13 protein-coding genes (1 of these 13 cut by a window edge) are annotated in these 20,531 nt (G+C 72.5%); 5 read left to right on the top strand and 8 right to left on the bottom strand.

Annotation, left to right across the window (positions count from 1 at the left end):
- Positions 1-120 precede the first annotated feature (120 nt).
- Positions 121-1,170 carry a selenide, water dikinase SelD gene (gene selD, locus ACYQPG_RS17820; RefSeq protein WP_461231395.1) on the top strand — a complete coding sequence of 350 codons (1,050 nt, stop codon included), beginning with the start codon at positions 121-123 and terminating at the stop codon, positions 1,168-1,170.
- 73 nt (positions 1,171-1,243) lie between these two features.
- Here selD and senA read toward each other — a convergent pair whose 3' ends face one another.
- The gene (gene senA / locus ACYQPG_RS17815) at positions 1,244-2,545 is read right to left on the bottom strand and encodes a selenoneine synthase SenA (RefSeq protein ID WP_147939871.1); all 1,302 of its coding nucleotides are present in this window, start codon (positions 2,543-2,545) and stop codon (positions 1,244-1,246) included.
- Between the two features lie 27 nt (positions 2,546-2,572).
- Here senA and senB point away from each other — a divergent pair, with 27 nt between their 5' ends.
- A complete protein-coding gene (gene senB / locus ACYQPG_RS17810) occupies positions 2,573-3,532 on the top strand; it encodes a selenoneine biosynthesis selenosugar synthase SenB (RefSeq protein ID WP_147907636.1) in 960 nt (319 codons plus the stop codon).
- A gap of 58 nt (positions 3,533-3,590) precedes the next feature.
- Here the strand turns inward: senB and ACYQPG_RS17805 are convergent, their stop codons facing one another.
- The 7 genes from ACYQPG_RS17805 to ACYQPG_RS17775 all read right to left on the bottom strand — a co-directional run bounded on the left by ACYQPG_RS17805 (position 3,591) and on the right by ACYQPG_RS17775 (position 14,456).
- Positions 3,591-4,943, bottom strand: a complete 1,353-nt coding sequence (locus ACYQPG_RS17805; RefSeq protein ID WP_147907635.1) for a TAXI family TRAP transporter solute-binding subunit — start codon at positions 4,941-4,943, stop codon at positions 3,591-3,593.
- A gap of 55 nt (positions 4,944-4,998) precedes the next feature.
- A complete protein-coding gene (locus ACYQPG_RS17800) occupies positions 4,999-6,348 on the bottom strand; it encodes an adenylate/guanylate cyclase domain-containing protein (RefSeq protein WP_419828538.1) in 1,350 nt (449 codons plus the stop codon).
- Between the two features lie 370 nt (positions 6,349-6,718).
- Positions 6,719-8,014, bottom strand: coding sequence for a family 16 glycosylhydrolase (locus ACYQPG_RS17795; protein ID WP_147939869.1), 1,296 nt, complete (start codon positions 8,012-8,014; stop codon positions 6,719-6,721).
- A gap of 101 nt (positions 8,015-8,115) precedes the next feature.
- Positions 8,116-9,432 carry an HlyD family type I secretion periplasmic adaptor subunit gene (locus ACYQPG_RS17790; RefSeq protein ID WP_147939868.1) on the bottom strand — a complete coding sequence of 439 codons (1,317 nt, stop codon included), beginning with the start codon at positions 9,430-9,432 and terminating at the stop codon, positions 8,116-8,118.
- Positions 9,429-11,153 (bottom strand): type I secretion system permease/ATPase, encoded by a 1,725-nt coding sequence (locus ACYQPG_RS17785; protein ID WP_461231394.1) that lies wholly within the window; start codon positions 11,151-11,153, stop codon positions 9,429-9,431. The genes ACYQPG_RS17790 and ACYQPG_RS17785 overlap by 4 nt, the downstream gene beginning before the upstream one ends.
- A 78-nt stretch (positions 11,154-11,231) precedes the next feature.
- A complete protein-coding gene (locus ACYQPG_RS17780) occupies positions 11,232-13,400 on the bottom strand; it encodes a hypothetical protein (RefSeq protein WP_461231393.1) in 2,169 nt (722 codons plus the stop codon).
- Between the two features lie 324 nt (positions 13,401-13,724).
- Positions 13,725-14,456, bottom strand: coding sequence for a lysophospholipid acyltransferase family protein (locus ACYQPG_RS17775; RefSeq protein ID WP_147907629.1), 732 nt, complete (start codon positions 14,454-14,456; stop codon positions 13,725-13,727).
- A 338-nt stretch (positions 14,457-14,794) separates the two neighbouring features.
- Here ACYQPG_RS17775 and ACYQPG_RS17770 point away from each other — a divergent pair, with 338 nt between their 5' ends.
- The 3 genes from ACYQPG_RS17770 to ACYQPG_RS17760 all read left to right on the top strand — a co-directional run.
- Entirely contained in the window at positions 14,795-17,299 is a 2,505-nt protein-coding gene (locus ACYQPG_RS17770) for a PAS domain S-box protein (protein ID WP_461232475.1), read from the top strand.
- A gap of 152 nt (positions 17,300-17,451) precedes the next feature.
- Positions 17,452-18,975 (top strand): ATPase domain-containing protein, encoded by a 1,524-nt coding sequence (locus tag ACYQPG_RS17765; RefSeq protein WP_461231392.1) that lies wholly within the window; start codon positions 17,452-17,454, stop codon positions 18,973-18,975.
- Positions 18,972-20,531: the 5' portion of an ATP-binding protein gene (locus ACYQPG_RS17760; RefSeq protein WP_461231391.1), read on the top strand. It continues 495 nt past the right edge of the window; the window shows 1,560 of its 2,055 coding nt (coding positions 1-1,560); the start codon lies at positions 18,972-18,974; its stop codon lies beyond the right edge, outside the window. Before ACYQPG_RS17765 ends, ACYQPG_RS17760 begins: the two co-directional genes overlap by 4 nt.

Raw genomic sequence — 20,531 nt, 5'->3', positions numbered from 1 at the left:
GTGCGACGCGCCCGCGCTGTGCCGGCCTGATGGCGGTCTGTACCGGATGCCCGCTTTTGTCTGGTAGGACCCGTTCCGAACCGTCAGTTGTCACAGCTCTCGATGCCACAGGATTCAGCCATGGATACGCCTCCGGTCCGCCTCACCAGCCTCGCCCATGGCGGAGGCTGCGGCTGCAAGCTCGATCCGGCGGTGCTGCGCACGCTCCTCGCCGACCAGCCGGTGGCCGGCCCATTCGAGCGCCTGCTCGTGGGCAACGAGACGGCCGACGACGCGGCGGTCTGGGCCCTGGATGACGGGACCTGCCTCATCGCCACGACGGACTTCTTCACGCCGATGGTGGACGATCCCCACGATTTCGGTCGGATCGCCGCCACCAACGCGATCTCCGACGTCTACGCCATGGGCGGCAAGCCGATCCTCGCGCTCGCCATCCTGGGCATGCCGGTGGGCAAGATCGCCCCCGAGATCGTCGCCCGGATCCTGAAGGGCGGGGCCGCCACCTGCGCCGAGGCGGGCATCCCGATCGCGGGCGGCCACTCGATCGATACCCCGGAGCCGATCTACGGCCTGGCGGTGATCGGATTGTGCGACCGTGCCCGCATCCGGCGCAACGCCGACGCGCGAGCCGGCGACGTGGCCATCCTGACCAAGCCGCTCGGCGTCGGCATCTACTCCGCCGCGATCAAGCGCGAGGCCCTCGACGCCGCGGGCTATGCCGACTTCGTCGCCACCACGACGCGTCTCAACAGGGTCGGGGCAGATCTGGCGGGCGATGCGGAGGTCCATGCCATCACCGACATCACCGGTTTCGGCCTCCTCGGGCATGGGCTCGAACTCGCCCGCGGCGCCGGCCTGACCTTCGTCGTCGCGGCCGGCGCGATCCCGCTCCTGCCCCGGGCCGAAGCGCTGGCGCGGGACGGCTTCGTCACCGGCGCCTCGCACCGCAACTGGGCGAGTTTCGGCGGCCAGGTCACCCTGCCCGAGGATCTGCCGGACTGGCGCCGCCACATCCTCACCGATCCCCAGACCTCGGGCGGCCTCCTCGTGACCTGTTCGCCCGGGCGTGCCGAGGGGATCCTGGCCCAGGTCCGCGCCGCGGGTTTCGCGCAGGCCGCCATCGTGGGGCGGTTCGAGGCCGGCGCCCCCGGGATCCGCGTCGAGGCCTGAGGGGGCACGGGGCGGCCTCGACCTCGTCTGGGCCGCTTGCACCGAACCGGTATCCAGTTCGGCGGCAAGCGCCCTAAAGCGCCACCGTGCGGAAGCCGGCGAACACGTCCCGGCGCTCCGGGCCGAAGAAGTTGCGATAGCCGGTGTCGACCATGCGCGAGCGGGTCGCCCAGGCGCCGCCGCGCAGGACCTTGCGCGTCCCGAAGGCCGGCTCCGAATACTCCTTGTAGGCGTCGGGCGCGAAGCCGGGAAAGGGCAGGAAGGGGCTCGCGGTCCATTCCCAGACGTTGCCGAGCATCTGCCGGCAGCCCCAGGCGCTGTCGCCCGCGGGGTAGGCGGCGACGTCGACGCAGCCGAGATGGCCGCCGTCGAGATTGGCGCGGTCGGCCGTGGGCGGGGCATCGCCCCAGGGATAGCCGCGCTTGGTGCCACCGAGCGTCCCATCGCGCGCCGGCGCTCCGGCGGCGGCGGCCTCCCATTCCGCCTCCGTGGGCAGGCGCCGGCCGGCCCAGCGGCAATAGGCGTTGGCCTCGTGCCAGTTGACGTGGACGACCGGCTCATCGGGCGCCAGCGGCGCGTCCCGGTCGAACCTGCGGACGGTCCAGTCCCGCGCGCCGTGAGGCGTCCAGTAGGCCGGGTGCGCGGCCCCGCAGCCGTCGCGCCAACCCGCCCCGTCCGCGTCCCAGTGGGCGTCCGCGCGGTAGCCGCCATCCGCGACGAAGGCCGCGAACTCTGCATTGGTCACCGGCGCGCGGGCGATGCGGAACGGCGCGACCGGCACCGGATGCGCCCATTTCTCATTGTCGAACACGAAGCCCCCGGGCTCGGATCCGAGCCGCCAGGTTCCGCCGCCCACGGTGGCGTCGCCCGGCCACGGGCCGGTTCCCGCGGACCGGGCGCTGGCCGATGCGGCGAAGGCCGGTGCGGGATAGCCCAGCGTCTGGCGCGTGTACGTGAAGGCCTCGTCGTGCATGTCCTCGTGGAAGGTGACGAGCTGGTAGAGGTCGGCTTCCTCGCCTGTCGGCTCGCGGTCGGCCAGACGCCGGATCAGGGCCTCGTGGACCCGCGCCATGTAGCCCAGGGTCTCCGGCAGCGCCGGCAGCGGGATCGACCAGCGCGTCGCGTGCGGCACCCGGGCGGAATCGTAGAGCGCGTCGGCCTCGGCCATCAGCGGCGGCTGCCCGTCGAGCGCTCTCAGGATGAAATGTTCGTGAAACCAGGCGAGATGCCCGATTTCCCACAGGAGCGGGTTCACGAGATCAGATTTCGGCCCCATGAGGCGGTCACGATCGAGGCCTGCCACCAATTCGAGCGTTCGCGCCCGGGCATCCTGCAGCATGGCCACGAGGTCGGCAGCGGAAACCGGTGTGCGCATCAAACGTCCTGGAAGCCTGTCGAGACCATGAAGATCAGTCTCATCACGCCGGCAGCGCGAATGTCCCGCGCCGGAAATCGGACAACGGCGACCCGCTGGGCGCGCATCCTCGGCGATCTCGGACACCAAGTCGAGGTGACGACGGCCTACGGGGAGGATGCGGACGCCGATCTGATGCTCGCCCTGCACGCCTGGCGCAGCGCCGGGTCCATCGCGCGCTTCAAGGCCCGCCACCCCGACCGGCCGCTGGTGGTCGCCCTGACCGGCACGGACGTCTACCACTATCTCGCGGCGGACCCCGGGCCGACGCTGCACGCGTTGGATCTGGCCGACCGCCTGATCGGCCTCCACGACCTGATCCCCGCCGCGCTTCCGGAGCGCCACCGCGGCAAGCTCGACGTCGTGTTCCAGTCCGCCCTGCCGCGGCGACAGCGCTGGCCGGTATCGGCGGCGGCTTTCGAGGTCCTCGTCGTCGGGCACCTGCGCACCGAGAAGGACCCGTTCTGCGCCGCCCGCGCCGCCCGGCGGCTTCCGGCCCGGTCCCGCACGCGCATCGTCCATCTCGGCGGCGCCTCCTCGGAGGTCTGGGCGGACCGGGCGCGCGCCGAGATGGCCGACAATCCGCGCTACCTGTGGCTCGGTGACCGGCCGGGCTCCCTGGTTCGGCGGTGGCTGACCCGGGGGCGCGTCATGGTCCTCAGTTCTCAGCAGGAGGGCGGTGCCAACGTGGTGTCGGAAGCCCTCGTGTCCGGCCTGCCGGTGATCGCCTCCGACATCCCCGGCACGCGCGGCCTGCTGGGGCCGGCCTATCCCGGCTATTTCCCGGTCTTCGACGAGGCCGCCCTGGCCTCCCTGCTCCTGCGCGCCGAGGAAGAGCCCGGGTTCCTGGACACCCTGGCCGCGTGCGGCGCGGCCCGGGCAGACCTGTTCGCGCCGGCCCGGGAGCGCGAGTCCCTCCGGCGCGTCGTCGCGCGCTGCCGCCCGTAGCGCCCCGCTCCGGCGCCCCCGGCTTCCCCAACGCGGCGCAGAAGCCATCCCGGCCCGGTCAGTCCGCGGCGGCGTGGCGGCGCAGGTCCGCGATCGTCGCCCGGGCGGTGTCGAGGGCGATGGCGACGGCCGACATCGTGGCCGCGTCGGGGGCACGCTCGCGGGCGTAGCGGACGGCGTCGCCGGCCAGGCGGTCGACCTCGCGGGTCAGCCCGGCGGTCGCCGCCGGGTCCTGGGCCGCGCGGGCCTGTTCGGTGATCTCCAGGAGCCGCTCCACGATCTCGTCGATGTGCTCGCGGCGCAGGCCGGCCAGGCGCTGCCGGATCCAGGCCAGGACCGAGACCAGGCCGCCCGCGAGCGCGCCGAGCAGGTAGAGCGTGTCGCCGTAGCGCTCGACGAAGCCGTGCTGCTCGCGCTCGTAATAGTCGATCGCCCCCGGGTGGATCGGGATCCGGGCGCTCGTGGCCGCCACCGTGGTCTCGTAGGACGGGGCCTGGACGTAATCGGCCGCCTCCGTGGCGTTGGCTGCCTGCGTGCGCTTCTCGAACAGCTGCTGGGTCAGGTCGGCCGCCACGGCACGGCTGAGGGATGCGCGGGCCATCAGCCGGTAGGAGGCGCCCACCGTCTTCACGTCGTCGGCCGGAAGCTTGGGCCGGCCGCCGAACAGGCCGCCCGGGATGGCCACCGCCTGGAGCTTGGGGAAGCGCTCAATCACGGCGTCGTCGTCCGCCACGGCGACGAACGCGACCTTGCCGCCGCGCGCCACCGAGCGGACCGCCGCGACCAGATCGAGCGCCTTGGGCGCGGAGGGCGCGATGATGCTGATGAAGGCGTCAATCCGCTTCTCGCGCAGCGCGCCGGCCACGCCATCCTCGGCGACCGGCACGAGCACGACCGCGCGGTCGCCCGGTCCGGTGCCCGCCGCCGGCTCCAGCGTCAGGCCGTAATAGCCGAGGAGGCTCTTGAGCAGTCCGATATCGGCGTCCCGGTGCGTGCCGATGCCGATCCGCTTGCCGGCCAGGTGCGGGAAATCCGTGATGCCGGCCTGCTCGGGCGAGGCGATGATCATCGCCTGGTCGCGCAGGATCGCCAGGGTGAGCCCGTTGGTCGGCAGCAGCACGTCGGGCCGGACCACCGCCAGGTCGGCCCGACCGTCCTGCAGGGCGGCGGCGCTCTCGCGCACGTCCTCGAAAGCGAGGATCTTGAGGCGCAGGCCCGTGCGGCCCGATTCCAGCGCGTCCGCGTAGGCTTTGATCAGGGCGGGCTCGGTGCCGTCCCGGGGCGCCACCGCGACGGTGAGCACGGTCGCCTGCAGGAGATACCAGGCGGCCAGGGCCGCGACACCGAGGAGCAGGACGGCGCCGGCCAGCAGGGTCTCGCGGCGCAGCAGCCAGGACAGATCGCTCGGCATCGGCCTCTCGGTGGGTCGCGTCTGCGCCGCTTGCCGGCGCGGCTCGAAAGCGCGGCTACAGCGCCAGTTCCGGGAGCGGATCGACGTCGCGCAGGCGGGCCGGTGCGGGCTCGGCGTGGTCCGGGGGCTCGACGGAAAAATAGGCCATCGGCTCCCGGCGGCCGCGCAGGGGCTCGCGGCTGACCTCCCGCCAGACCGCGGTGGCCGGGCCTGCGGCCCGCCGGACCGCCTCCGAGGCCAGGATCGGCACGCCGTGGACCTTGGTCGCCTGCTCAAGGCGCGCGGCGACGTTCACGGTGTCGCCCAGCACGGTGAACTCGTAGCGGGCCTCCTCACCGATGATCCCGCTGAACACCTCGCCGCAATGGAGGCCGATCCCGATGCGCACCGTGGCGTCGTGCTCGCCCTTGCGGTTCCAGCGGGCGATGGCCTCGACCAGGTCCCCCGCGAAGGCCACTGCCCGGGCGGCGTCGTCGCCCTGCGCCTCCGGCAGGCCGAACACCACCAGGGCGCCGTCGCCCAGGAACTTGTCGACCACGCCGTTGTGCAGCTTGGCCGTCCACATCACCCGGCGCCGGAACGCGGACAGGAACGCGGAGAGCTGCTGCGGGTCGAGGCGCTCGGCCAGGGCGGTGGAGCCGCGCATGTCGACGAAGGCGATGACCGCCTGCTGTCGCCGGCCTGCCCGCAGGCTGCCGTCGTCGTCGGCCAGGCGCGAGACCAGCTCCTGCGGCAGGAAGCGCGACAGCCGGCGGCGGCGCCCCGCCTCGCGCATGGCCGACACGGCGAACAGGATCAGCACCAGGACGAGCGCGGCCAGGGCCGCCCAGATCAGCAGCGCGATCCGGGAGACCGCCGCCTGGCGCTGCTCCATCAGGGCCGTCTCCTGGGCCTCCATGCGGCGCACGACCGTGCGGATCTCGTCCATCAGGCGGCGCCCGCTCCCCTCCCGGACGAGGGTCCGGCTCGCCTCGGCGTCGCCGCCCCGGTACAGGTCGATGGTGGTGGCAAGTTCGCCGAGCTTCTCGCGGATCAGCAGGATCAGGCCGTCAAGTTCGGCGCGCTGGCCGTCGTCGTCCCGCAGCAGGTCGCCCAGGCGGGCGAGTTCGCCGTTGACCTTGGAGCGGCCGGCCCGGAACGGCGGCAGGAAATCCTCGTCCCCGGTGAGCAGGTAGCCGCGCTGCCCGGTCTCGGCGTCCTGCACCGCCGACAGCACCCGGCCGAGGCGCCCCTCCACCGCCAGGGCGTGGCGCACGGCCTCGCTGCCGCGCTGCTGGTAGACCGAGGCGCCCACGGCGATGCCCAGCATGGTCAGGATCACCGCGAGGCCCGCGATCATCCGGTCGACGGTCTTCGAGCGCCGGGGCAGCTGCTCGATCACGTCCAGGGCGGTCCGGGCGGTCATGCCGTGGTCGCGCGGGCGAGGAATACGCAGGATCTGGCCACGCAGGATCGGACCATGCAGGATCGGGTCGCGCGGAATCGGCCCAGGCAGGTGCGTGTCGCTCGTGCGCCGGCGATCCCGCCGGCCGGAGCGGCCGGCCGGATGGGCTCGCGCATGGTCGCGCTCCGCGCCGCGGGCACAGCGATCTCCTGTCTCGATGGGGTCGGCGGGCGATCCGGACCGGGCCGACGGGTGGGACCGCCAGCACAAAAGGCGGCCCCGGCGATTGTTCCCGCCGCATCGGGCAAACATAACGGACGACGGCGGTTTCCGGCCCCTGCTGCCGCAATCGTGATCCGATCCGGGTCGTCCCCCTCCCCCACCCCGGCCGCTACAGGCCGAACATGCTCTGGGTCGGGGCGTGGAGCGTGAAGGCGTGGCCCTCGTCGATCCAGCCGGTGCCGGCGTGGCCCTGCTCGATATAGGTGATCTCCGCGGCGCTCGACGCGTAGTAGTGGCGGCCGCTCTCGGTGTTGACGAACCGCTCGATGTTCATCGCGGCCGATCCGGGCGCGGACGGATCCGTGTAGGCCTCGAAGGCGACGCCGTCGTAGCGGTAGCCCGAGCCGGACCCGATCAGGCCGTCCCGCTCGGCGGCGCTGGCCGTGTAGAAATGGTCGCCGGTCGCCGCGTTGGTGAAGTGGAACACGTCCGCGGTGCCGGCCGTGTCGGTGGGCGCCGCCCAGCCGACCCCCTGATACGCGTAGGCCGTCTGGGAACCCGTCAGGGTGTCCCGTTCCGCCGTGCTGGCCGTGTAGAGGTGCTGTCCGGTGGACGCGTCGTAGAAGTGGAAGACCGGCTCCAGGCTCGCGCCCGCACTGCTCGGGTTGGCCTGGTAGGCGCGCAGGTAGTCGACGTTCATGTGGGCCGGGAACGGCGTCGTCGCGTCGGCATCGCCCGGCCACGTGCCGCCGACCGCCAGGTTGGCGATCATGTACATCGGCTTGTCCAGGCTGGCCGGCGTCGGCGTGCGGTAGACCTCCTGGCCGTCGAAGTAGAAGGCCAGGCTGTCGGGCCCCCAGTCGACCCCGTAGGTGTGGAAGCCCCCGCTCATGTCGGCGACGTGCGCGGTGCCCTGGCTCAGGGTGTGGTCGCCGGCGGTCTGGCCGGGCGCCAGGCTGTGGACGCTGGTGTAGAGCGTGTCGGGGTCGTGCCCGAGCATCTCCATCACGTCGATCTCGGGGGGCCAGGAGCCGTCCTTCGCCAGCAGCCAGAAGGCCGGCCACATCCCCTGCCCGGCCGGCAGCTCGGCCCGCATCTCGAAGTAGCCGTAGGTCTGGCTGAAGCTGTGGGACGTGTTGATCATCCCGGACGTGTAGGGCTGGCCGCCGAGGTCCGGGAGCAGCGCCGGGTCGGACGGCGCGGCCGTGATGGTCAGGATGCCGTCATGGACGCCGAACGGGTTCGGCAAAGCCGCGCCGCTCCCGCCGACGAGATGGTCGGCGCGGAGGTACCATTCCTGCTCCTGGTTGAACGGACGCGTCCCGGTCGCCGTGACGTAGCTGCCCCATTGCGGCCCGCCCGCCGTGTCGAGGCCCGAGGTCCCGTTCCAGAGCTGCAGCGTGTCGAACTCGGCGCTGTAGGTCAGGGTCGCGGTCTGCGCGAGGTTCTTTGGGTCGATCGGCATGGTGGCTGGCCTGTCGGTTGTGCCGGATCCCGGCGGCCCGGTTCCATTATGCAATCAAGAGTTGCAATATCCTTGCCGGCCCGGCGAACAGGCGCCCGGCCCTACTTCTCGCGAAACGCCCGGCGCGCCTGATCGACCAGGGGCTTGGTCAGGTACGACAGCACCGTCCGGTCGGCGGTCCGGATGAAGGCCTCCACGGGCATGCCGGGCATCAGCTTGGCGCCATCGAGCCGGCCGAGCTCGTCCTTGGTCACGCCCAGGCGCACCAGGTAGTAGAAGCTGCCGGTCCGCTTGTCCTCGCTGACGTCGGCGGCGATCCGGATGACGCGGCCGTTGAGCTCCGGGGTCGTCCGCTGGTCGAAGCTCGGGAAGCGCAGGCCGGCGGCCTGCCCGGTCTGCAGCCGGTCGATGTCCTGGGGCGCGACCCGGACCTCGGCCACCAGGGAATCGGCGTTCGGCACGATCAGCATGATCGGTTCGCCCGGGGAGATCACGCCCCCACGGGTATGGACCGCCAGCTCGTGGACGTAGCCGGTCTGCGGCGAGCGGATCTCGATGCGCTGGAGCTGGTCGAAGGCGGCGATCCGCTGCTCGGTCAGGGTCGCGGCCTTGGCGCGGTTCTCGGCCAGCTCCTTGGCGACGTCGCTGCGCAGGTTCTGCTCGAGCTGGATGATCTGCAGCTCGGTCTCCGAGACCTTGCCCTTGGTTTGGGCGATGTTGGCCACCAGGACCCCGCGCTCGCCCTTGAGGCGGGACATGTCGCGCTGCAGGCTCGTGAGCCGGGTCAGCTGGATCAGGTTCTTCTTCCAGAGATCCTCGACGCCCTCGTATTCCCGGCCGATGATCGTGGTCTCCTGCTCCTTGGCGGCGGCCTGCTCGACCAAGCCCTTGATCTCCTCGCGCAGCTGGCCGATCCGCTCGCGCAGCTGCGCCTTCTGGCCCTGGAGCGCGTCGCGGCGGAAGCGGAACAGCTTGCGCTCGCCGTCGACGATCCGGGCGACGTCGGGTCCGGCTCCGCCGAGTTCGGCCGGGAACGCGACCTCCTCGCGGCCGTCGCGCTCGGCCTCCAGCCGGGCATTGCGGGCGGCGATCTCCCACAGGCTCTTGGTGACGCTGTCGTAGGTCGCCCGGGTGGTGGTGGCGTCGAGGCGGACCAGCAGGTCGCCGGCCAGGACCCGGGCGCCCTCCTGGATCGGCAGTTCGGCGACCACGCCGCCGGTGGGGTGCTGGACCTTCTTGATGTTGCTCTCGACCACCAGGGAGCCCGTGGCGATGATCGCCCCGGACAGTTCCGTGGCGGCCGTCCAGGCGCCGGTCCCGGTGGCCAGCACGATCACCGCGGCGACGCCGACGACGTGCCGCCGCAGCGAGCGCCGGGTCTCGCGGGTCGGGTCGGCGGAGGCCTGGTCCCGCGTCATGCGACCCTCGTGGGTGTCTGCCGGGTCAGGGCGCCCAGCTGCGCCAACACCTCGTCGCGGGGCCCGTGCAGGCGCACGCGGCCCTCGCCCAGGACCAGGATGCGGTCCACCGCCGCCAGCGCGCTCGGCCGGTGGGCGATCACCACGACGATGCCGCCCCGGGCGCGCACGCCCTGCACGGCGGCCGACAGGGCGCGGTCGCCGTCGACGTCGAGGTTGGAGTTCGGCTCGTCCAGCACCACCAGGAACGGGTCGCCGTAGAGCGCCCGCGCCAGCGCGATCCGCTGGCGCTGGCCCCCCGACAGGCCGAGCCCGCCGGCGCCGACCCGGGCGTCGTAGCCGCCCGGAAGCCGCAGCACGACCTCGTGGACGCCCGCCGCCTTCGCGGCCGATTGCAGGGCCTCCGGGTCCGGCGCCGGGTCGAACCGGGTGATGTTCTCCGCGATGGTGCCGTCGAACATCTCGATGTCCTGCGGCAGGTAGCCGACGGCGCGCCCGAGGGCGTCGGGATCCCACTGGTCGATCGCCGCGCCGTCGAGGCGGATCACCCCGCGGACCGGACGGGCCAGGCCGACGAGCGCGCGGGCGAAGGTGGACTTGCCCGAGCCGCTGGCGCCGATCACCCCGAGCGCGCTGCCGGGGGCCAAGGCGACGTTGACGTCGTGCAGGATCAGGCTGTCGGTCCCGGGGGCGGCGATCGACAGGGCGGTCACGCGCACGCTCTCCCGGGGCGCCGGCAGGGGCGTCAGGGCCTCCGGCTCCCGCCGGGGCAGGAACGCCACGAGCCGGCTCCAGGCCTGCCGGGCGGCCGAGAACAACTTCCAGTTGGCGATGGCGAGGTCCACCGGCGCGAGCGCCCGGGCCGACAGGATCGTGGCGGCCAGCATGACGCCGGCGGTGGCCTCTTCGCGCACCACCAGGTAGGCGCCGAGCCCCAGGATCCCGGATTGCAGCACCGTGCGCAGCAGGCGCGCGACCGCACCGAAGCCGATGGCCAGGTCGTTGCCGGAGGTGGCGACGTCGAGGTTCCGGCGGGTCCGGACCTGCCAGAGGTCGGCCACCCGCGACCGCATCCCCAGCGCGCAGAGCAGCGGCGCCGTCCGGTGCGCCATGTCGGTGAAGGACCGGCGCTCGCCGGCGACCCGCACGGTCTCCCGGGTGGTCTCGGCGGAGGCCCAGTCGGTCAGGACCGTCAGCACGCACAGGAACAGGGCGCCGGCCGCGATCGCCGCCCCGAGCCAGGGATGGAACAGGAAGCAGACCGCGATGTAGAGCGGCACCCAGGGCAGGTCGAAGAAGGCGGTGAGCGCCATACTCGACACGAAGCCCCGCACGGTGTCGAGGTCGCGCAGGGCCTGGGGGCCGTCGTCGCCGCGGGGCGTCTCGGAGCCGCGCGCCAGCAGGGTCCGGAAGATCCGCGGACCGAGGCGCTCGTCCACCAGGCGGCCGAACCGCGACAGGATCCGGGCGCGGAAGACCTCGAACACGCTCTGGATCACGAACAGCATCAGGGCGATGCCGGCGAGCCCGACCAGGGTGGCGATGCTGCGGCTCGGCAGCACCCGGTCGTAGACCTGCAGCATGAAGATCGGGGCGGTCAGCATCAGCAGGTTGATCAGGCCGCTGACGATCATCACGGTGATCAGGGCGGTGCGCCCGGCCCCGATCGCGGCCCAGAATTCCCGGCGCTTGGCAGCACGCAACACGCGTTCGTCGGTCAACGGACTGTCCCCCGGAGCCTCGGCTCCACATCCTCCCAAAAAAAGCCCCCGCCGCGTGGGCGGCGGGGGCTCCGGTCGTCAGAGGCCGAGCAGGTGCAGGCCGCCCGCGGCCGAGTGCGGAGTCGGGTCGGTGTGGTGGATGTCGGCATGGCTGCCGAGGTCGATCGTGACGGTCCCGAGATCGAGGCTCGCCCCGTGGGAGCCGCCGGCTTCCCCGGCACCCGCCGGCGCCGTCGAGGCCGGGCTCAGGATCTGCCCGACGAGGGAATCCACGCCGCCGCCGCTGCCTTGCGGCAGCAGGATGCTGTCGCCGGAGAGCAGGCTGGCGGTGGCCAGGCTCGGCTGGTCGGCACCCACCGCGATGGCGCTCGCCTGCACGGTGTGGGACGGATCCGCGGCCGGGGTGAGCACGGCCGCGTTGGCCAGGGGCGTCGCGGTGGTCGGGCCCGCGGCCACGTCGATCAGCGGGTGGGTCCCGGGGCCGGCATCGCCCGAGCCGCCGCCGGTCAGGCCGCCCAGCAGGCCGCCGACCGGGTTGCCGCCCGCGCCGCCCTCCGTGGCGCCCAGGACCGAGGTTACGGTCCCGAGCACGCCATCGAGCGGACCCGCGCCGCCCTGGCCGCCGGCGGCGCCGGAGAGGGCCCCGGTCACCGACCCCAGGACGCCGCCGGCCGCACCGGCGACATGCCCGACATCGCCGGCGACCTGCCCGATCGCGGGGGCCGCGTTGCCGCTCAGAACCGCGCCGGGCAGGTTGACCACGTCGGTCAGGAGGTTGGTCGACTCCCCGAGCTCGCCCAAGCCCACATCGGTGCCGAGGTCGATCACGGCGTGGAGCGGCGCGTTCAGGATCGCCACGTCGTGGCCGGCTTGTTCCAGCACGCCGTGGATGGCGTCGATCGCCCCGTTGGCGAGCCCGGCCACGGGCTGCAGCGGCGCGTTCGGTCCGAGCAGGGTGCCGATCCCATCCGCCTGGCCTCCACCGGCGAGGCCGCCGAGCAACCCGTCGAGGGGCGTTCCGCCGTGCCCGCCGAGCAGGCCATCCACCGCCGAGGTCACGGGGGCGAGCAGGCTGCCGCCTGGCGCTCCGGTATCGCCGCCGAGCCCGCCGAGGAGGCCGGTGACGCCGCCCAGCAGGCCGCCGGCCGCGTGGGTCACGGCGCCGACATCGCCGAGGATCGGCGACAGCGCCCCGAGGCCCTGGCCGCCCAGCAAGTCCCCGGGCAGGGCCGCGACGTCGGTCAGGAGGTTGCCGCCCTGCCCCAGATGGCCGAGGCCGAGGGTCTCGCCGAGATGGGTCAGGCCGTGCAGGGCGTCGTTCAGGAGCGGAACCGCGTGCCCGAGATTCTCGAGGGTCGCGTGGATGTCGAGCACCGCGGTGTTCGCCAGGTTGGTGACGGGGGCCAGCAGCCCGTCCGACGAGAGCAGGCCGCCGGCATTGGCGACCCCGGTCACCGAGCCGACCAGGGTGTCGGCCGAGCCGAGGACGTGGCCGAGATCGGACAGGACCGGGTTGGCCGACGCCAGGCCGCCGCCGGTCAGGAGCGATCCGGGCAGGGCCAGCGTGTCGGTCAGGAGGTTGCCGCTCTGACCCAGATAGCCGAGGCCGAGTGTCTCGCCGAGAGCCGTGACCGCGTGGACCGGCGCGTTCAGCACCGGGATCTGGTGGCCGGCATCCTCCAGCGTGGTGTGCAGATCGAGGACGGCCTGGTTGAGGATGCTGGTCGCCGGGCTGAGGATGCCGTCGGCCCCGACCAGGCCGTTGCCGTTCGCCGGCGCTGCCGTGACCGATCCGAGCAGGGCGCCGGCGGCCGCGGCGACGGCCCCGGCATCGCTCGGCAGCGACGGGATCGCGCCGGGCCCGGCCGGGTCGGCGCCAGCGCTCGTGAGGTCGGTGATCAGGTTGCCGCCCGCGCCGATATGGCCGAGGCCCACGGTCTCGCCGAGATTGGTCAGCCCGTGCAGCGGCCCGTTCAGCGGGGCGACCGCGTGGCCGAGCCCCTCCAGCTGCGCATGGGTGTCGAGCACGATCTGGTTCGCCGTCGCGCTGACCGCGTCGGGCAGCACCGATCCGCGCGCATCCGTGGAGCCGGTATCGACGGTGCCCTCGATGAGCGAGGCGATCGGGCCGAGGCTCGCGAGCTGGCCGGTGGAGAGGGCGGTCGTGGATAGGAGTGCGTCGGGGCCGACGAGCCATGCGAGGGAGCGCGACGCGGGGCTGAGGATTGCGGCGGGAGAGAGCGACATGAACACCTCCTGGTTCATCAAGTAACCAGTTTTGCAACTGTGAGTTGCAAATTGCGGCGTCGGTAGGGAATACCGAGGCCACCTTGATTCGGTGGATCGCGTCTGTTGCGAGAATACGCTTGCGGGGGTGGCCGGTCCGGCCGATCGCGTCGATCCGCTGATCGAGGACCGCGATCGTGTTCGGGTAAAGCCCGGCGGACAGATGAAAGCGGGTCTTCGCCAACCCGACCAGCTCGCCGGTGGCGGCCCGCGCGGTGGGCGGCGGCTCCTTCGCCGCGGGACGGCCTGCGCGCAGCTGCGGTTTGTCGGTGCTGGAACGAGGGCCTAACGCCGCCCCTGCGCCTCGGCCGGACGCCAGCGGTCGAGCTCCCGGTCGATCGCGCCCTCGGTGCCGCGCAGGAACTCCGCGGCCGGCAGGCCGGGCGCGAGGGCGGCGAGGTAGCTCACCACGATCGTGCCGGCTCGCGTGGCCATGCCCCGGGGCCAGAACAATCCGGAATTCACCGCGACCGGCACCACCGGCAGGCGCAGCCGGCCGTACAGCAGCTCCACGCCACGCTTGAACTGCAGCGGGTCGCCGGCCCGGCCCCGCGTGCCCTCCGGAAAGATCAGCACCGAGCGGCCCGCCGCGACGGCAGCCTGGCTGCCCTCGATGATCGCCCGCAGGGCCTGCGTGCCGTTGGCGCGGTCGATCACGATCATCGGCGAGCGCCGCAGGAACCAGCCGACCACCGGGATCGCCAGCAATTCCCGCTTGGCCACGATGGCGACGTCGGGGACCAGCACCAGGAAGGCCAGGGTCTCCCAGGTCGACTGGTGGTTGGCCACGAGCAGGCAGGGCTCGGCCGGGAGGTGTTCGCGCCCCTCCTCGACGTAGCGCAGGCCGACGATGCCGTGCAGGCCCGCCAGGACCCCGCGGGCCCAGAGCCGCGCCGCCGTGCGGACCGGCCGCGCCGGCGCCCCGGCGAGCGCCAGGACGACCAGCGGCGCGACGAACAGGGCCGTCCAGACGGTCCAGTAGGCGACGAACAGAAGGGAACGGGCGTGCTGCGCCAAGGTCGGGCCTCACCTAGGGCCCGGGGCGGGGCTGGGGTGGTTCAGGGGGGAATAGCGCCTCGCGGAACGGGGCGCACGGCAATTCGGACGGGCTCGAAAGCCGCAGGCACCCGCGAGTGCCGGCCAGGGCCAGTATTTCCCCCTCGCCGCGCGCGCAAGTCCGTCGATCCGGATCCGGGTTCCGGATGGAGACTTGGCGGCGCCCTTCGCAGGGGCGACAAGGGCTGGGCCCGGCAGCCTTCCGCGCCGGTGCCGAGAACGGCCGCCGCCGAGCGGCGTTGTTGCTACGGTTCAGACGGGCGCGGGCGCGCGTGTTGAAGGAGACCGGGTTGGCGAGGGTGACGGGGCGTGCGGAGGACGGGGGGGCCGGTTGGGACGGTCCGGCCCTGGTCGCGGGCGGCGGCGCGGCGGGCGCCGTCATGCGCGCGTTCGACTGGTCCTCCTCGCCGCTGGGCCCGCCCGAGCGCTGGCCCCAGTGGCTGTCGGCTGCCGTGAGCTTGATCCATGGGTCGGGATTCCCGATGTTCGTGGCCGTCGGGCCGGCGCTGGGCCTCCTCTACAACGACGCCTACGCGGATGTGCTGGGCAGCAAGCATCCGGCCGCCATGGGCGCGCGCCTCCGGGACGTCTGGGCGGAGATCTGGGCCGACCTTGCGCCCCTCGTCGAGGCGGCGATGGCCGGCGAGGCGACCTGGGTCGAGAACCGGCCGCTGGTCATGAACCGCCACGGCTACGACGAGGAGACCTGGTTCACCCTCTCCTGCGCGCCGCTCCGGGACGCGGCCGGCGCGGTGGCCGGGGTGTTCTGCACCTGCACGGAGACCACCGCCCGGATGCGGGCCGAGACCGCGCTCCGGGAGAGCGAGGCGCGGTTCCGCAACATGGCCGACCATGCCCCGGTGATGATGTGGGTGACCGGCGCCGACGGGGCCTGCACCTACCTCAACCGCCGCTGGTACGCGTATACCGGCCAGACCGAGGCGGAGAGCCTTGGCCTCGGCTGGCTCGACGCGGTCCACCCGGACGACCGGGATGCCTCGGCCCGGGCGTTCCTGGACGCCAACGCCCGGCACGGGCCGTTCCAGGTCGAGTACCGCCTGCGCGGCGCCGACGGCCGCTATCACTGGTTCATCGACGCGGCCCAGCCCCGTCGCGGCGAGGATGGCGGCTTCCGCGGCTATATCGGCTCGGTCACCGACATCCACGACCGCAAGGCCGCCGAGGAGCGCCTGGTCGAGACCACGCGCCGGCTCGACGCCATCCTCAACAACACCTCGCAGGCGATCTTCCTGATGGATGAGCGCCAGCACTGCAGCTACATGAACCGCGCCGCCGAGACGCTCACCGGCTACGCCCTGGAGGAGACCGAGGGCCGCGCCCTGCACGACGTCGTGCACCATACGCGGCCGGACGGATCGCCCTACCCGCTCTGCGAATGCCCGATCGACCAGGCCTTCCCGGAGAACGAGCGCGAGCAGGGCGAGGAGGTCTTCGTCCACAAGGACGGCTCGTTCTATCCCGTAGGCTTCACCGCAAGCCCGATCCGCAACGAGCGCGGCGAGCCGATCGGCACGGTCATCGAGGCCCGCAACATCGAGGGGGAGCTGCGCGCCAAGGCCGCCCTGGAGGCGTTCAACGCCACCCTGGAGCGGCGCGTCGAGGAGGAGGCCGCCCGGCGCGAGAAGGTCGAGGAGGCCCTGCGGCAATCGCAGAAGATGGAGGCGGTCGGTCAACTGACCGGCGGCATCGCCCACGACTTCAACAACCTGCTCACCGGCATCTCGGGCAGCCTGGAGCTGCTGCAGACGCGGATGAGCCAAGGCCGGCTGACCGACCTCGACCGCTACATGACCGCCGCCCAGGGCGCGGCCAAGCGGGCGGCGGCGCTGACCCACCGCCTGCTCGCCTTCTCGCGCCGCCAGACCCTCGACCCCAAGCCCACCGACGTGAACGCCCTGGTCCACGGCATGGAGGAGCTGGTGCGCCGGACCGTCGGCCCGTCGATCCACATCGAGGTGGTGGGCTCGGCCGGCCTGTGGCCCGCCCTGGTCGATCCCGGCCAGCTCGAGAACGGGCTCCTGAACCTGTGCATCAACGCCCGGGACGCCATGCCGGAGGGCGGGCGCATCACCATCGAGACCGCCAACCGCTGGCTCGACGACCGCGCCGCCCGGGAGCGCGACCTGCCGCACGGCCAGTACCTGTCGCTCTGCGTGTCCGATACCGGGACCGGCATGCCCCCGGAGGTGATCGCCAAGGCCTTCGACCCGTTCTTCACCACCAAGCCCATCGGGCAGGGCACCGGGCTCGGCCTGTCGATGATCTACGGCTTCGCCCGGCAATCCGGCGGGCAAGTGCGGATCTACTCCGAGGTCGGTCAGGGCACGACCGTGTGCCTCTACCTGCCGCGCTTCCACGGCGACATCTCCGCCGCGGTGGCCGTGCCGGATGCCGGCGCGGTGCCCCGGGCCGAGCAGGGCGAGACGGTCCTGCTCATCGACGACGAGCCCTCCGTGCGGATGCTGGTGACCGAGGTCCTGGAGGATCTCGGCTACATGGCGATCGAGGCCGCCGACGGCCCGTCCGGGCTGAAGGTCCTGCAATCGGACGTGCGGATCGACCTGCTGATCACCGATGTCGGCCTGCCGGGCGGCATGAACGGCCGGCAGGTGGCCGATGCCGCCCGCGAGACCCGTCCCGGGCTCAAGGTGCTGTTCATTACCGGCTATGCCGAGAACGCCGCGGTGGGCAACGGCTACCTGGACGACGGCATGCAGGTGCTCACCAAGCCCTTCGTGATCGAGGCGCTGGCCGCGCGCATCCGCGATATGATCGAGCCGTGAGGCCCCGCGCTGTCCCGCGGCGCACGGGCGCCTCACGGCTGCGGCGCGGGCGGCACTGACAAGGCATGGCACTGACAAGGCATGGCGCGGCCGCTACCGTGCGCGCGGCACCGGGGGGGCGTGGGACCGTGGGGGAAACGTAGGGCAAGCCGATGATCGATACCGAAACGGCGTTCCCGGCCTGTCCGGCGCCGCGAATCTCGACGGGCGTTCCAGGCCTGGACGACATCCTCTGCGGCGGCCTGACCCCGAGCCGCCTCTACCTGCTCGAGGGCACGCCCGGAACCGGCAAGACCACCCTGGCGCTCCAGTTCCTGCGCGCGGGCGCGGCCCGGGGCGAGCCGACGCTCTACGTCACCCTGTCGGAGACCGGCCAGGAGCTCCGCGCGTCCGCCGCGACCCACGGCTGGTCTCTCGACGGCATCGAGCTCTACGAGCTCGTCAACGAGATGGGGCTCGACCCCGACAGCGAGCAGTCGATCCTCCACCCGTCCGAGATCGAACTCGGCGAGACCGTCCGGGAGGTCATCGCCCGGGTCGAGGCGCTGAAGCCCGAGCGGGTCGTGTTCGACTCGCTGTCGGAGCTGCGCCTGCTGGCCCAGAACCCACTGCGCTACCGCCGCCAGATCCTGGCGCTCAAGCAGTTCTTCGCCAAGCGGGCCTGCACCGTGCTGATGCTCGACGACCGCACGTCGGAGACGGGCGACCTGCAGCTCCACAGCATCGCCCACGGGGTCGTCTCGCTGGAGCAGGTCCCGCGCGAGTTCGGCTCCGAGCGCCGGCGCCTGCGCATCGTCAAGATGCGTGGCATCAAGTACCGGGGCGGCTACCACGACTTCCTGCTGGAGACCGGCGGCATCCTGGCGTTCCCGCGCCTGATCGCGGCCGAGCACCACACGCCGTTCGACGCGATGGCGCGCTCCACGGGCTCGGACGCGCTCGACCTGCTGCTCGGCGGCGGATTGGTGCCCGGCACCAACACCCTGTTGCTCGGCCCGTCCGGGGTGGGCAAGACCACCATGGCCATCCGCTGCATGCTGACCGCCCTGGAGCGCGGCGAGCGGGGCACCTACTACCTGTTCGACGAGGGCCTCGCGACCCTGCTCGCGCGGTCGGCGACCCTTGGCATGGACCTGAGCCCGCATATCGCGGCCGGGCGCCTGACCATCACGCAGATCGACCCGGCCGAACTCTCCCCCGGGGAGTTCTCCAGCATGGTCCGGCAGAGCGTGGAGGAGCACGGCTCCAGCGTCGTCGCGATCGACAGCCTGAACGCCTACCTGCACGCGATGCCGGGCGAGGAGTACCTTATCCTGCAGATGCACGAGATGCTGAGCTACCTGAACCAGCAGGGCGTTACGACGCTGCTGGTCCTGGGGCAGCACGGGGTCATCGGCGAGGTCCGCACCGACATCGATCTCAGCTATCTCAGCGATTCGATCCTGCTGTTCCGGTTCTTCGAAGCCAAGGGCGAGGTCCGCACGGCCCTGTCCGTGGTCAAGAGCCGGGTCAACGCGCACGAGCGCACCATCCGCGAGATGAAGCTGTCGGCGCATGGGATCCAGGTCGGCGAGGCCCTGGCCGATTTCGAGGGCGTGCTCACCGGCCTGCCCTCCTATCGCGGCGCGGTGGCGATGCTGACCGGCGACGCGCCGGCCGACGGCCGCGCCCTATGACGGCATTGGCGCAGGACGAGGAGCGCGTCCTGATCCTGGCGCCGCGCGGGCGCGACGCCGCGGTGGCCGAGCAGGTGATCGCCCGGGCCGGCACGCCGGCCGCGATCTGTCCCGACCTCGCCGGCTGGATCGACGCCCTCTGGGCCGGGGCCGCCGCCGCGCTGGTCACCGAAGAGGCCCTCGGGGAGACCGGGCCGCCGGACCTTTTCGCATGGCTCGAGGCGCAGCCCGCCTGGTCGGACTTCCCGTTCATCGTGCTGGCGACCCGCCAGCTCGGGCACCGCTCCCAGCGCGCGTCCCAGCTCCTCGCCCGGCTCGGCAACGTGGTCCTGCTGGAGCGCCCGATCAACGCCGAGACCCTGGTCAGCGCCACGGCCGCGGCCCTGCGGGCGCGCCGTCGTCAATACCAGGCGCGTGAGCGTCTCCTGGAGCGCGAGCGCGACCGGGAGCAGCTCCGGCTCGCCAACGAGGGGCTGGAACGGCGCGTGGCCGAGCGGACCCGGGAGGTCGAGACCGCCCACGAGACCCTCGCCTTCGCCCTCGACGCCGCCGGGATGGGATCCTGGGACCTCGACCACGTCACCGGCGCGTCCCGGCGCTCGCTTCGCTTCGACACGGTGTTCGGCTACGACGCGCCCCAGGCGTTCTGGAACCGGGATACCTTCCTGGCCCACGTCGTCGAGGAGGATCGTGCGGGCGTCGACCGGGCTTTCTCCACGGTCGGCCTGACCGGCCGGCTCGATCTGGAATGCCGGATCCGCCGGCTTGACGGGGCGGTGCGCTGGATCGCCCTGCGGGGGCAGGTCAAGTACGACGCGGCCGGCACTGCGACCCGGATCGCCGGCATCCTGATGGATCGCACCGACCAGCACGTCACCGAGGAGGCCCTGCGCCAGGCCCAGAAGATGGAGGCGATCGGCCAGCTTACGGGCGGCGTCGCCCATGACTTCAACAACCTGCTCACCGTCATCGTGGGTGGGCTCGACATGGTGCTCCGCCGGCCCGAGCAGGTCGACCGGGTCAAGCGACTCGCGGAGGCCGCCATGGGCGCGGCCCGGCGCGGCGAGCAGCTGACCCAGCAGCTCCTGGCGTTCTCCCGTCGGCAGATGTTGCGGCCGCAGACGCTCAATCCCAACCGCCTGCTCCTGGATTTCCGGCCGCTAGCGGAACGCGCCGCCGGCGGCGCGGTGGAGCTCGCCTTCGACCTCGACCCCGCGCTCGATCCGATCCGCATCGACCCCGCACAGTTCGAGGCCGCGGTGCTCAACCTGATCGTCAACGCCCGCGACGCCATGGAGGGCCGGCCGGGTCACACCCGGATCGCCGTGACGAGCCGCAACGTCCATCTCGGCACCGGCGCTGTGGCCGAGAAGGGCGTGGCGCCCGGCCCCTACGTGCTGGTCTCGGTCACCGATGGCGGTGCGGGAATCCCGCCGGATAAGCTTCAGCGGGTGTTCGAGCCGTTCTTCACCACCAAGGAGGTCGGCAAGGGGACCGGGCTCGGGCTCAGCCAGGTCTACGGCTTCACCCGCAGCGCCAACGGCTTCGTCGACATC

Source organism: Methylobacterium sp. CM6246, from assembly GCF_054818005.1.
Note: the sequence above shows the minus strand (reverse complement) of the source record. Positions and strands in the feature narration are given on the sequence as shown.